Annotated in this window: 10 protein-coding genes; 3 read left to right on the top strand and 7 right to left on the bottom strand. The window is 69.0% G+C overall.

Annotation, left to right across the window (positions count from 1 at the left end):
• Positions 1–29 precede the first annotated feature (29 nt).
• Positions 30–1,034: a glycosyltransferase family 1 protein gene (locus tag J4030_RS08740; RefSeq protein ID WP_208048838.1), complete on the bottom strand. Its 1,005-nt coding sequence runs from the start codon at positions 1,032–1,034 to the stop codon at positions 30–32.
• A gap of 139 nt (positions 1,035–1,173) precedes the next feature.
• Here J4030_RS08740 and J4030_RS08735 point away from each other — a divergent pair, with 139 nt between their 5' ends.
• The gene (locus tag J4030_RS08735; RefSeq protein ID WP_208048837.1) at positions 1,174–2,274 is read left to right on the top strand and encodes a glycosyltransferase; all 1,101 of its coding nucleotides are present in this window, start codon (positions 1,174–1,176) and stop codon (positions 2,272–2,274) included.
• 27 nt (positions 2,275–2,301) lie between these two features.
• Here J4030_RS08735 and J4030_RS18485 read toward each other — a convergent pair whose 3' ends face one another.
• The 5 genes from J4030_RS18485 to J4030_RS18480 form a co-directional block, all read right to left on the bottom strand.
• Positions 2,302–3,798 (bottom strand): polysaccharide biosynthesis tyrosine autokinase, encoded by a 1,497-nt coding sequence (locus J4030_RS18485; protein ID WP_208048836.1) that lies wholly within the window; start codon positions 3,796–3,798, stop codon positions 2,302–2,304.
• A 76-nt stretch (positions 3,799–3,874) separates the two neighbouring features.
• A complete protein-coding gene (locus tag J4030_RS08725; protein ID WP_208048835.1) occupies positions 3,875–4,183 on the bottom strand; it encodes a PqqD family peptide modification chaperone in 309 nt (102 codons plus the stop codon).
• Positions 4,180–5,061, bottom strand: a complete 882-nt coding sequence (locus J4030_RS08720) for a nucleotidyltransferase family protein (RefSeq protein ID WP_208048834.1) — start codon at positions 5,059–5,061, stop codon at positions 4,180–4,182. The genes J4030_RS08725 and J4030_RS08720 overlap by 4 nt, the downstream gene beginning before the upstream one ends.
• Positions 5,062–5,208: 147 nt before the next feature.
• Positions 5,209–6,651 (bottom strand): HAD-IB family hydrolase, encoded by a 1,443-nt coding sequence (locus J4030_RS08715; protein ID WP_208048833.1) that lies wholly within the window; start codon positions 6,649–6,651, stop codon positions 5,209–5,211.
• Positions 6,648–7,934: an alpha/beta fold hydrolase gene (locus J4030_RS18480; RefSeq protein WP_208048832.1), complete on the bottom strand. Its 1,287-nt coding sequence runs from the start codon at positions 7,932–7,934 to the stop codon at positions 6,648–6,650. Before J4030_RS18480 ends, J4030_RS08715 begins: the two co-directional genes overlap by 4 nt.
• A 296-nt stretch (positions 7,935–8,230) precedes the next feature.
• Between J4030_RS18480 and J4030_RS08705 the strand changes: the two genes are divergently transcribed.
• Complete coding sequence (locus tag J4030_RS08705) at positions 8,231–8,854, top strand: hypothetical protein (RefSeq protein ID WP_208048831.1); 624 nt, start codon at positions 8,231–8,233, stop codon at positions 8,852–8,854.
• 131 nt (positions 8,855–8,985) lie between these two features.
• Positions 8,986–9,747, top strand: a complete 762-nt coding sequence (locus tag J4030_RS08700; RefSeq protein ID WP_208048830.1) for a hypothetical protein — start codon at positions 8,986–8,988, stop codon at positions 9,745–9,747.
• A gap of 119 nt (positions 9,748–9,866) precedes the next feature.
• Here J4030_RS08700 and J4030_RS08695 read toward each other — a convergent pair whose 3' ends face one another.
• Entirely contained in the window at positions 9,867–12,767 is a 2,901-nt protein-coding gene (locus J4030_RS08695; protein ID WP_208048829.1) for a vitamin B12-dependent ribonucleotide reductase, read from the bottom strand.
• Between the last annotated feature and the right edge of the window lie 85 nt (positions 12,768–12,852).

Here is a 12,852-nt window from a genome sequence, read left to right as displayed (position 1 = left end):
AACGAACGCGAACGGCGTCAGGGTGCGCGTCAGGGAACGTCGATCGAGCGCAGCGCCCGGTCCACCGAGCGGCCCACAACGTCCCAGTCGAACCGCGCGGCCCGCCTCGGCCCGGCGACCGCCAGCCGATCGCGGACCGCGGTGTCGTGCACAGCAGCGACGAGTGCCTGCGCGACCGCGTCCATGTCACGGGGGTCCACGAGGAGCGCACCGTCCCCGGCGATCTCCGGAACGGCGGTCACGTCCCCGCCGACCGCAGGCACCCCGCACGCCATGGCCTCGAGCAGCGGCAACCCGAAGCCCTCGTACCGGCTCGGCATCGCCACCACCTGAGACCCGCGGTAGTACGACGGGAGTTGCGCCTCGGGGATCAGACCGGCGGGATGCACCCGCTCCCCCAGACCCAGATCGACGGCCGCACGCATGGTGACGGGGTCCGGTGCCCCGGTCATCACCAGGTGCAGCTCGCGCAGCCCCGGGTCGGTCATCGCCCGCAGCAGCACCGGCAGATTCTTGTGCGGCTTGTGATTGCCGACGTAGAGCACATAGGGGTACCCGGGCTCATGCACCGGTCCGTGCGGCGTGTACGACGCGTCGACCCCGTTGCCGACGACGAGGACTCGGCTGCCGTCCACGCCGGACCACGCGACGATCCGACCCTTGGCGTGCTGGGACATGGTGAGCGTCAACGGCGCTCGCCGGATCGCGGGGCGCACCACTCGCTCGTAGTAGCTGCGCACACCGCGGCCGGCCTCACCCTGCACATCCAGGTGCATCAGGTCGTGCAGGGTGAGCACGACCGGTCCGCGCCACCCGAGCGGCGCCGCGAATCCCGGGCTGACGAACAGGCGCGGACGACCCGCTCGCGCGAACGTCAGCTGCTGCAGTTGCGCGAGCCCCCGCGCCGATACCGGCGCCGCGCCGGCCAGGTCCTCGTACTCCCCTGTGAGCCGCGACCGCACCTGCGCGGCGAACCGGCCGATGCCGTGCGGGCCGATCCAACGGGCGTCGTACACCGGTCGCGCGCTGGTCATCGATCTCCCCGTGCAGGCCATCTGCTGTCGCGGCAGCCTACCGGGACTCCGCAGCGCCAATGGTGCTCCGCAGTGCCTATCGTTGATGCGTCAGCATCGGCCGAAAGGCCTTGAAGAGCAGGGAGTGTGAGCGACCGGCATGAGTGAGCCGACCGTGGCGATCGCCCACGACTACCTCACCCAACGTGGCGGCGCCGAGCGAGTGGTCCTCGCCATGCATCGCGCCTTCCCGGAGGCGCCGATCTACACCACGCTCTATGCACCGGACCGCACGTTCCCGGAGTTCCGCGATGCCAACGTCGTGACCTCGGGGCTAAACAAGATCGCCCCGCTGCGTCGCGAACACCGTCTGGCGCTGCCGATGCTCGCGTCCACGGTGGGCCGTATCAACATCCGCGCCGACGTGGTCATCGCATCCACCAGCGGCTGGTCGCACGGCTTCCGCACCGACGGCCGCATGCTCGTCTACTGCCACTCCCCCGCCCGCTGGCTCTACCTGACCGACCAGTACGTCGGACGACGCTCCTGGCGCAGCCCACGCGGCTTGGCGGCCCTCGCCGTACGCGCACCGCTGGTGCGGTGGGACCGCGCGGCGGCCGCGCGCGCCGATCACTACTGGGCCAACTCCCGGGTGGTGCAGACGCGCATCCACGACGTGTACGGCATCGACGCGGACCTGCTGCACCCGCCGTTCGGTATCGACATCACGGGGCCCACGGCCCGACCGCCGCAAGTGCCCGAGGAACCGTTCCACCTGCTGGTGGCGCGGCTGATGCCCTACAAGAACGTCGACCAGGTCCTCGCGGCGTACGTCGGGCGCCCCGAGCGTCTGCTCGTGGTCGGTGACGGACCGATGCGCGAGCAACTACGGCGCGCCGCACCCCCAAACGTGGCCTTCGCCCCGCAACTGGATGACGCTCACCTGCGGTGGTGCTATCAGCACTCGTCGGCTCTGGTCGCGGCCAGCTACGAGGACTTCGGACTGACGGTCCTGGAAGCAGCGGCGTACGGCACCCCCGCGGTGGCCCTGCGCGCCGGCGGCTTTCTGGACACCGTGCGCGAGGACGTCACCGGGGTCTTCTTCGACGAGCCGAGCAGTCCGGCGATCTCCCGCGCGCTGGATCGGCTGCGCGAGCTCCCCTTCGACCGGCAGGTGATCAGCCGGCATGCCGCGACGTTCGACGAGGCCCGGTTCGCCGAGGAGTTGCAGCGGTCGGTCGCCCGGTTCACGACCGGCTGAGCCGGGCTGAGGTCAGCCCGCTCGACCTCAGACCTTCGTGCGACGCTTGAGGTGCACGTGCCGCTCGCTGCGGCTGCCGACGGTCGCTGCGTCGTCGTCGACGGCGCCGGCGGTGTCAGTGGTGGCGCTCGCGCCGGCGGTGCCGGTCGTCGTCTCGGTGGCCTCGGAGCTGTAGTACCGCTGGCTCGCCCGCCGGTAGCCGCCGTAGCCGTAGCCGTAGTAGGCGGCGCCGATCCCCCGCGCCGGTGCGCGGTTGATGACGCTTCCCAGCAACCGGGCGTTGATCCGCTCCAGCATTGAGACCGACACCCGGAGCTGCTCCTTGGCCGTCCGGCCCATCACCGCCACGAGCACGGCACCGTCGGCCGCGGCGGCCAGCAACCCGGCGTCGGTGACCGGCAGGATCGGCGGTGCGTCGATGATGACCATGTGGTGCTCGCGCAGGGTGGCGATGAGGGAGCGCATCCGGTCCGAGCCGACCAGCTCCGACGGGTTCGGCGGGACGCGCCCGGCGGGCAGGATCTGCAGGTTGTCCGTGGTCACCGCGCTCAGCGCGTCCTCCAGCTCCACGGTGCCGGCCAGGACCTGGGACAACCCGACCGAACCGTCGATGCCGTAGACCTCGGCGACCGTCGGGCGGCGCAGGTCGGCGTCGATGAGGACGGTGGGGGTGCCGGCGTCCGCAAGGACCCGCGCCAGGGTCGAGGCGACGGTGGACTTGCCCTCACCCGGGTTCGGGCTGGTCACCACGATGGCGCGCGGTGGGTTGTCGACGTTGACGAACCGCAGGTTGGTCCGCAGCTGGCGCAGCGCCTCACCGGCGTGCGAGTGCGGGTCGGCGTCCCGCCGCGAGCTCCCGCGCAGCATCGAGGTCTTGGGCAGGATGCCGAGAGTGCCGGTGCCGGTGATCGTCTCGACGTCCTCCACAGTGCGCAGCCGCTGGTCGAGCATCAACCGCAGGATGGCGACGAGGTAGCCGAGCACGACCCCGGCGATGAACCCCGCCTCGACGTGCTTCTTGACGTTGGGGCTGATCCGACCGCCGTCGCCGTACGCGTTCTGCAGCGGGACCACCCGGATGACGGTCTGACCGCCGTCGCTCTCCAGGCTCTTCACCGTGTTCGCGGTCGCGACCAGGGCCGCGTTGGCGATCTTCGGACAGTCGGACGGGGTGCTGCAGGTGACCGAGACGGTGATCAGAGCGGCAGTACCGACACTGGCGGAGATGTGCCCGGCCACTCGGCCTACCGGGATGCCCGTGGCCTTGGACACCTCGTTGGCGACCGGCAGTGTGCCCACCAGCGTCGTGTAGGCCTGCGCCTTCTGTTGCGCCACCTGGCTGCCGTTGATCGTGTCGGCGATGTTGCCGGTGCCACCTACCTGCACGAATGCCGACGACGACGACGCGTACGTGACCGGCAGGCTCTGCACGTACGCGTAGGCGCCGAGAGTGCAGACGACGATCGCGAGCAGCAGCACATGCCAGTTGGCGCGGCTGAGCCGGAGGAAATCGACGACGGTCACGTGGTCTTCTGATCCTTGGCCGAGGGGCGAGGCGTGATCGACGGAGCCGATCCTCCCCGGGTGGGCAGCTGGAATGCTACCCGTCCAGACCCCCCGAATCGGGTTCTCGCACCTGGAGAAGTCCGCGCACGATCAGTTCGGCCAGAAAGCTCTCGACGGAGTGCCTGACCGCATCCGTCGACTGTCCGGTGGCCACCGCGATCTCCTCGGCGACCTCGTCCGCGGGCACGAGGCGCGCGGCGTCCCAGATCTGGGCGGCCGTGCCTTCCAGCGCGATCGGCACACCGGCCCTCACCTGCGTCAGGTAGACGGCCGGCCCGTGGGAGTCTTCGTCGTCGCCGACGACCCACGCGACGCCGTCCGGGACGATGTACCCCGGCCTCATCGGCGCCTGCGACGATCGGGCAGCCGGCGGGCCAGCAGAGTGCCGAGCTCGCGCAGCGCCACCACCGGCCGGTGGCCTGTCGCACGCAGCCACTCGGCGCGTGAGGGTTCGTGTCCCAGTCGCATCTGCAGGTGGTCGCGGTTGACCAGCAGCACCTCGCCGCACAGCTTCGCCTTCTCCGGCAGCGTGGTCGCGGCCCGGAAACGGGCACGCCACTCCTGCAGCCGGGTGCCGCCCTCGGAGGCGACCACCCACAGATCGTGCTCGGCGCGGTCCCGGAAACGGTCGAGATCTCCGCTGGTCGCCGCGAGGGCGACCTCTGCCCCCAACCCGCGCGCCAGACGCTCGACCTGATCGAGTTCCGCGGCGGTCAGTGCTGCCCGGACCCGGTCGATGTCCACCCGTCCGCGAGCGGTGTCCCGAGCACCGTGCAGGAGGATGAGGAGGGCCTGGTCGAGCACGCTCGGCACCTGCACGTCGTACGCCGCGATGGTGGCGGTGCCCCGACGCTGCCACAGCTGCTCGAACGCGACCGACGCGTCGACCCCGAAGCCGGGGAACAAGCGGTGCACGTCGACCCACCCCCAGTAGCGGTGATGCAGATTGGCGGCGTGGCGAAAGATGGATCCGGACTCGAACCCGGTGCGCGGCTCGAAGTCGGCGGCCTCCAGGGCACTCGTCAGGCGGGCGACGTGCGAGGGCCGGACGAGGACGTCCACGTCGCTGCTGGTCCGCCCGGCGAGCCGGAAGCGGGCGGTCGTTGCCGGTCCTTTGATGTGCAGCAGATCGACTCCGGCGTCACGCGCCAGGTGCTCGACGACCGCGTGCGCCAGGGACAGTCGCGCCCACGCCGGCAGGGCGATCTCGGACTGGCGCATGGGATTTGAGTCTAGGTCGCGGCCACCGGCCATCGGTGGAATGCGAGTCCCCTCATCGCGCGGCCGGCGCTTCCTCTCAACCGCCCCTGGACACCTGGCAGCACCGCTTCGGTACGCCGAGCCCGAGCCGGAAGAGACCTGAGGGTCCTAGTCGTCGTGCGGGTCGTCGGCGCGGGCGAACGAGCGGTCCTCCGGCGGCACCTTCCCGCCGGGGTAACTGGAGGCCAGTTGCTCCATGGTCGGTCGGCGGCGACTGCGCGCTTCGTCGGGGAGCAGTCGCGCGATCGCCTTCATCACGCGGTCGGTGTCCGCGGCGGCCGAGCGGTACTTCAGCTCGACCGGCGGTCCGAACCGCACCGTGATCTGAGGGGGGTGCAGGTAGTTGAGCATCTGCGGCAGCTTCGAGGAGCGCGGCCAGACGTTCTCGGTGCCCCAGATCGCGCACGGGATGACAGGCACCCGGGTGCTCTCGGCCAGTCGGGCGACGCCTGTGTGGCCCTTGAGCGCGTTCGAGAAGAACGCCGGTCCGCGCGGGATGGTGCCCTGCGGCATAACCCCCACCATCTCTCCGCCGCGCAAAGCCATCTCGGCGGCCGCGAGCGGGTCGGGGGCGTCGGGGTCCTTGCTCTCCCGGTCGACCGGGATGCCGCCGGAGCCGGCGATCAGCTGTCCGACCACGGGCACGTCGAAGATCTCCCGTTTGGCCATGAACCGGCCGGTGCGCCCGGCTCGTCCCATGGCGAGGAACATCGTCGGCAGGTCGAAGTAGCTGCGGTGGTTGGCGGCGATCAGGACGCCGCCCTCGCTCGGCACGTGCTCAGTGCCAAGCACCTCGAACCGCGCATAGGGAAAGGCCTCCGGGCGCGCCATCCACTGCCCGATCCGCTGCAGCTCGATGTCGACGAAGGGCACCTTGAAGATGCCCGGAGACGCGCTGAAGTGCTCGACCGGCCACCGTCGCACGGTCGCGAACACCAGCAGCCGTGGGTCCGGATTGACGGCGTGCGGGTGGCCGACCGCGGACAGCAGGGGCACGTCGTAGACGGAGTCGGAGTAGGCGAAGGACTCCGAAAGGTCGACATCGTTCTCGAGCGCCCAGTCGCGGACGGCGGCCAGCTTCCCGGTGGACCAGACGAAGGGCCCGTCCAGGCCCCCGTCGTACCGTCCGGAGACCGGATCGACGGAGTAGCGGGTCGCGATGACGGCGTCGAGCCCGAGCAGGTCGGCCAGCGGCCGGATCAGATGCAACGGCGTCGTGGTCGCGAGCACGACCTTGCGCCCGGCGGCACGGTGCTTCTCCAGGGTGAGGTGCGCGAACGGCTCGATCAGTGCCATCAGTCCGGAGGCCGCGGCCTTCGCCGCCTCCTCGAAGGCACCGGCGCGCTTGCCGCGGGCGACCACCGTCGCGTTGCGCGCGAGCACCATCGACGGAAGCGTCTCGCCGAACCGGTTGAACACGCCGTAGAGCAGGCTCTCACCGGGCAGCTTGGTCGTGACCAGCCCGGCCTCGCGCAGTGCGTCGGTGATGACCGGACCGGACGCCCCGCGCAGCAGTGTGCGGTCGAGGTCGAAGAACGCCGCGCCCGTCATGCCTGCACGCCGAGGACGTCGGCGATGACCTCGTAGACCCGCGGGTCGTTGACCAGGTCGTTGTGACTCATGGCCCCCATCATGGTGGACCGGCTCAGATCGTTGTCGGCTCCGCCGCGAGCACTCGCGCGCGGGACGATTCCGTCACCGATGATTCCGCCGAGCCGCGTGTGCGGGTCCTTGGTGAGCACACCGGCGATGGCCAGGTGACGCACGACCATCTGAGGCTCCAACATGCGACGCCATTCCGCGGCGTCCGGCATCGCGCCGCGGGTGTCGGCGAGGAAGAGGTTGCCCGGGCGCAGGTCCTTGATGCCCTCACTGCGGAACTGGATGACGTCGCCGAGCCACTTGGTCGACCCGTGCCCGGAGAACCACTCGGCCAGGTAGTTGGCGCCCTGTTCGATCGGCGAGCCGTGGTACGGCGTGCCAAGGGTGATCAAGTCACTCACCAGCGGGCCCCAGCTCGCTGAGGTGGGCCATTGCAGGAGGGCACTGCTCGCGACCAGGCCGCCCATCGAGTGCCCCACCAGCACCACGCGCTCGACCGGCACCGGCCAACCGTCGACGATCTGCTCGATCAGCAGGGCGAGTTCCAAGCCGTTGGACTTGATCCGCAGGCCGGTGTTGTAGCGCACCCAGAGCGCGGACCAGTCGCCCTGCGCCTCCAGGCGTCGCCCGTAACTGAGCCTGCGCCCGTCGTCGTCGCGGTGAGCGCGGCGCTTCCACATCTGCTCGGTGCCGACGAACCCGTGCACGAAGATGACGATCTGCGGCGTGGCGTCGGGGTAGGCGTGCGCCATGCCCTCAGGGGTAGCCGGGACGCGCTCCCCGGATCGACGCAGGCTCATCGGAGAGGACAACGGCACCCGCCCCGACGACGCCATCTTGTCGCCGTTGAATCCGTGCACGAAGGCGAGGACTCCGCTCGCCCGGCGTGTGGTGCCGCGTCCGAACTTGCTCATCCTGCCCGCCTGAGCGGCCTTGGCCGCCGTCGCGCCGACCGCCTCCGCCACCCCTTCGAGGGCGACCGCCGACGCGCCGTACGCCGCGCGGGCGGCGTGGTCGTGCAGGAACTCCACCGGGGTGACGACGGGGCCGATGCTGCGGCGCGCGGAGGCGAAGGCCTTGCTCGCGAGGGCGCCGTGCGTGTCGCGGATGGCATCGGTGACGCTGCGTACGGCGGTGCCCGCGCGGTGTGCAGCGGCTGCCTGGATGTCGGGTGCGGCGCCGTGGTCGGCGCCGGGTTCTGCGGCGAGCGGCGGCTGGGCCCGTTGGGTCACGAAGTCTCCTCGTCAGGGTGTAACCAGCTCAACCTACCCGCGAGTAGCGCCCGCGTGCTGGATCTGACCGTTCATCGGACGTGCAGTGTCAGCGGGTGCCCTGTCAGGTCGCCGGTCACGAGACCACACGCTGCACTACGACCTCCCCACTCACTCGCGTCGCACGAATTGCGGATCGTGCACCACTTTTGCCTGTGGATAGCTCACGCGATCCGTCGGGATCACGCATGCTGGGTCCCCTTGGACGATCCAGGTCCATCAGGACGCCGGTGCGTCGCCGGCGAGGGAGGCTCCTCATGTCGCGCATCCGTCGCCGGTCTGCCGTCGTGCTGCTCGCAGTCGCCGGGGTGGGAAGCGTGAGCGCGTGTTCCGGAGGATCGGGCACGGCGCCGCCCAGTACCTCATCGATCACATCGAGTTCCTCGTCGACGAGTGCCAGCACGACGACCTCCTCCCCCGCACCGAGCAGTTCGAGTCCTGCGTACGACGGCCCGGCCGGTGTGCCCACAGCCGCCCGCGCCCATACCGACGCCGGCCGCATTGCCTTCGCGAAGTACTACGTGCAGCAGATCAACGAGACCGGCAAGCACCCGAAGGTGGGGGTGCTTGAACCGCTAGCCCTCCCTACGTGCAAGAGCTGCGCGAACTACTCCATGACTGTCTCGCTGCTTGCGAAAGGGAAAACCCACTACACAGGTGACAGTTTCAAGATCAGAGACGCGACATTTCAATCCTCGGACCATTCATTGGTGCAGATATCGGGCGACGTTCTTAAGGTTGTAGAAACTGACTCGGCCGGCCGGGTCCGCGGTGGCTACCCCCCTGCATCGGATGTCCAGTTCGTCGTGTTCCTTGCTCCGTGGTCTGGACTTTGGCAAGTCTCGGAAATCAAAGTTGAGCAGTCGGGATCGCAGTCTTGATGGTCCGGGCGACTATCCACTCCGCTCTGGTCCTGGTTGCTTATGCGGCTCTCGCGGGACACGCTTCGCCGCCACAGGGCAAGTGCGGCTTCTTGGTCTGCCAGGTCAGCGGAGGAGGATCGTATGCAGGGTTGAGCGAGTCGGACACCGCTCATCTCCCACCTAAGACGGCAACCGGCGGCACCGTAGGCAGCAAGTCCTACAAACCCGGCACGGCCTATCAGTACAGCACCGTGTTGCGGTGCGCGGGCAACGGCCCGGATCATCAGGAATTCATCTGCCCGAACGCCTTGGAGTACTGCCAGAAGGTTCAGCACGTCCCCGGGCCGTGGGTCTTCATCTACCGCCGTGTGGACACCGGCGCGAATGTCTTCGGCCCGTGGGAGTCTCCGGGCACGACGTGCTACCCGAACGTCCTCCCCGGCAAGCACAAGCCGCAACTCACGCTGGAGATGATCGAGCACGCGTGGTCGGTCACGCCGTTCGCGAAACCACAGCTCTCGATTCAGCCGGTCAACAACCGCACGCTGGTGACGCTGCCGACGTACTTCCAGGCGAGCTGGCCGGTGGTCGGGTACGCGCCCGGCGAGGTCCGCACGGTGACTCTCGTCGGCCACGCCGTACGCATCAAGCCGACCCTGAAGTCCAACACCTTCGTCTTCGGCGACGGCGCGACCAGCGGCCCGACCCACTCGATGGGTGGCACCTACCCCGCCGGCGACATCCGGCATGCGTACGACGCACCGGGCTCGTTCAGCACGTCGGTGCGCACCACGTACGGCGGCCAGTACTCCGTCGACGGCGGCCAGTGGACCGATCTACCCGGCATGACGGTCGTCGCGGGGCCGGCCGAGCCGCTGCGTGTCCTTACGTCGACCAACCGCCTCTACTGACGGCGAATCGGACATGCACGGTGGGGCATATCTGCCCCACGGTGCATGTCGAAATCGGCGGATAGAACGCAGGGAGCCCCTGGACCAGTGCGGTCCAGGGGCTCCTCGCCGAGTCGGCGTCAGCTGCAGCCGGAGGTGCTGCCGCAGCCCTCGCAGACGTAGCAGCTACCGGCCGGGCGCATCTTCGTACCGCAGGTCATGCAGATCGGCGCGTCGGCAGACTTGCCCTGGAACTTCTCCAGCAGGTCGGCCGACGAGTGGATCTCCGAAGAGACCTCCCGGGCGTCGGCAGCACCGGCACCCGAGGTGATGTCTTCCGCAGCCACCGTGGGAGCCGACTGCTCCGGACGCTTGGCGGACGGTGCCGCCGACTGGGAGAACGCCTCCAGCTCACCGGCGAGGTCCTCATCGCCCTCGGCCTCGGTCGCCTCCGCGTAAGAGCCGGTCTCGAGCTGACGGGTGCGCTCCTCCGCGGTGTGGATGCCCATGAACGACCGGGTCTCGAAGTCGGTGTAGTCGAGGGCCAACCGGCGGAAGACGTAGTCCATGATCGACTGCGCCATCCGCACGTCCGGGTCGTCGGTCAGTCCGGCGGGCTCGAAGCGCAGGTTGGTGAACTTCTCCACGAAGGTCTCCAGCGGCACGCCGTACTGCAGGCCGATGGACACGGCGATCGAGAACGCGTCCATCATGCCGGCGAGGGTCGAGCCCTGCTTGCCGAACTTCAGGAAGAGCTCACCGAGCTGACCGTCGTCGTAGGTGCCCGCGGTGAGGTAACCCTCCGCACCACCGACGGCGAACGAGGTGGTCTGCGAGGTACGACGCTTCGGCATGCGCTTGCGCACCGGGCGGTACTCGATGACCTTCTCGACCGCGGCGTCGGCAGCAGCGGCGGCCTTGTCCTTGGCGGTCGAGCCACCATCGGACAGCGGCTGGCCGACCTTGCAGTTGTCGCGGTAGACCGCCAGCGCCTTCAGCCCCAGCTTCCAACCCTCCAGGTGCACCTCGGCGATGTCCTCGACGGTCGCCGTCTCCGGCAGGTTGACCGTCTTGGAGATCGCGCCGGACAGGAACGGCTGGCAGGCCGCCATCATCCGCACGTGACCGAGGGCGCTGATCGCCCGCTCGCCCATCGCACAGTCGAAGACCTCGTAGTGCTCCGGCTTCAGACCGGGCGCGTTGATGACGTGGCCCTTGTCGGCGATGTGCTCGACGATCGCCTCGATCTGCTCCTGCTGGTAGCCCAGCTTCTTCAGCGCGCGCGGGATCGTCTGGTTGACGATCTGCATGGAGCCGCCGCCGACCAGCTTCTTGAACTTGACCAGCGAGAAGTCCGGCTCGATGCCGGTGGTGTCGCAGTCCATCATGAAGCCGATGGTGCCGGTCGGCGCGAGCACGGAGGCCTGCGCGTTGCGGTAGCCGTTGGCCGCGCCGAGCTCGACGACGTCCTTCCACGCCTTGGTGGCGTAGCGGTGGATCTCGCCGTCCATCGTGTCCAGCGGGCGCAGTTCGTCGTTGGCGCTGCGGTGCTTGCGCATCACCTTCTGGTGCGCGTCGGCGTTACGGGCGTAGCCGGCGTACGGACCGACGATCTCCGCGAGCTCGGCGGAGCGCTTGTACGCCGCGCCGGTCAGCAGCGAGGTGATCGCGCCGGCCAAGGCGCGGCCGCCCTCGGACTCATACCCGTGGCCGGTCGCCATGAGCAGCGCGCCGAGGTTGGCGTAACCGATGCCGAGCTGGCGGTAGTTGCGCGTGGTCTCGCCGATCGCCTCGGTCGGGAAGTCGGCGAAGCAGATCGAGATGTCCATCGCGGTGATGACCAGCTCGACGACCTTCTGGAACGTCGCGGTGTCGAAGGTGTCGTCGTCGCGCAGGAACTTCAGCAGGTTCAGCGACGCGAGGTTGCACGAGGAGTTGTCGAGCGACATGTACTCCGAGCACGGGTTGGACGCGGTGATCCGGCCGCTCTCGGGGGTGGTGTGCCAGTCGTTGATGGTGTCGTCGTACTGGATGCCGGGGTCGGCGCACTCCCACGCCGCCTTGTTCAGCTTGGCGAACAGCTCACGTGCGTCGACGGACTCGATGACCTCGCCGGTGCCGCGGGCGGTCAGCCCGAACTCCGTGCCCGCCTCGACCGCGCGCATGAACTTGTCGCTCACCCGTACCGAGTTGTTGGCGTTCTGGTACTGCACCGAGGTGATGTCCCGGCCGCCGAGGTCCATGTCGAAGCCGGCGTCGCGCAGCGCGCGGATCTTGTCCTCCTCGCGCGCCTTGGTCTCGATGAACTCCTCGATGTCGGGGTGGTCCACGTCGAGCACGACCATCTTGGCCGCACGGCGGGTCGCACCACCGGACTTGATCGTGCCCGCGGACGCATCGGCGCCACGCATGAAGGAGACGGGGCCGCTGGCAGTGCCGCCGCTGGAGAGCAGCTCCTTGGAGGAGCGGATCCGGGACAGGTTGAGACCGGCGCCCGAGCCGCCCTTGAAGATGAACCCCTCCTCCTTGTACCAGTTGAGGATCGAGTCCATCGAGTCGTCGACCGACAGGATGAAGCACGCCGAGACCTGCTGCGGGCTCTTGGTGCCCACGTTGAACCAGACCGGGGAGTTGAAGCTGAACACCTGGTGCAGCAACGCCCAGGTGAGCTCGTGCTCGAAGATCTCGGCGTCCTGGTCGCTCGCGAAGTAGCCGTTGTCGCGGCCGCCCTTGACGTAGGTCAGGACGACGCGGTCGATCAGCTGCTTGAGACTGGTCTCGCGAACGGCGGTGCCGAGGGCGCCGCGGAAGTACTTGGTCGTCACGATGGTGGACGCGTTGAGAGACCAGAAGTCCGGGAACAGCACGCCGCGCTGCTCGAAGATCGTCGCGCCGGTCTTCCAGTTCTGCTGGACGACGTCGCGCGCCTCCCAGTTCACCTCGTCGTACGGGTGGACACCAGGCGTGGTGAAGATGCGCTCGATGTGCACCCCACGGTCTGCGCGGGCGGCGTCGGCGCGGGCGCCGGTGGTCTCGGTCATGCTGTTCCTCCGTGTGACGTGGTGAGCTGGCTGCTGCTTGATACGAATGTTGTGAAGTTCTGGGGATGCGCGCGCGGCCACTGCT

It is taken from the genome of Allobranchiibius sp. CTAmp26, assembly GCF_017565405.1.
In the GTDB taxonomy this organism is placed as follows: Bacteria; Actinomycetota; Actinomycetes; order Actinomycetales; family Dermatophilaceae; genus Allobranchiibius.
Note: the sequence above shows the minus strand (reverse complement) of the source record. Positions and strands in the feature narration are given on the sequence as shown.

Bases quoted from the DNA above. Each gene is read 5' to 3' on its own strand.
- J4030_RS08715 (WP_208048833.1), bottom strand. From the start codon at position 6,651: ATGACGGGCGCGGCGTTCTTCGACCTCGACCGCACACTGCTGCGCGGG.
- J4030_RS08705 (WP_208048831.1), top strand. From the start codon at position 8,231: ATGTCGCGCATCCGTCGCCGGTCTGCCGTCGTGCTGCTCGCAGTCGCC.
- J4030_RS08720 (WP_208048834.1), bottom strand. From the start codon at position 5,061: ATGCGCCAGTCCGAGATCGCCCTGCCGGCGTGGGCGCGACTGTCCCTG.
- J4030_RS08735 (WP_208048837.1), top strand. From the start codon at position 1,174: ATGAGTGAGCCGACCGTGGCGATCGCCCACGACTACCTCACCCAACGT.
- J4030_RS08725 (WP_208048835.1), bottom strand. From the start codon at position 4,183: ATGAGGCCGGGGTACATCGTCCCGGACGGCGTCGCGTGGGTCGTCGGC.
- J4030_RS08695 (WP_208048829.1), bottom strand. From the start codon at position 12,767: ATGACCGAGACCACCGGCGCCCGCGCCGACGCCGCCCGCGCAGACCGT.
- J4030_RS08740 (WP_208048838.1), bottom strand. From the start codon at position 1,034: ATGACCAGCGCGCGACCGGTGTACGACGCCCGTTGGATCGGCCCGCAC.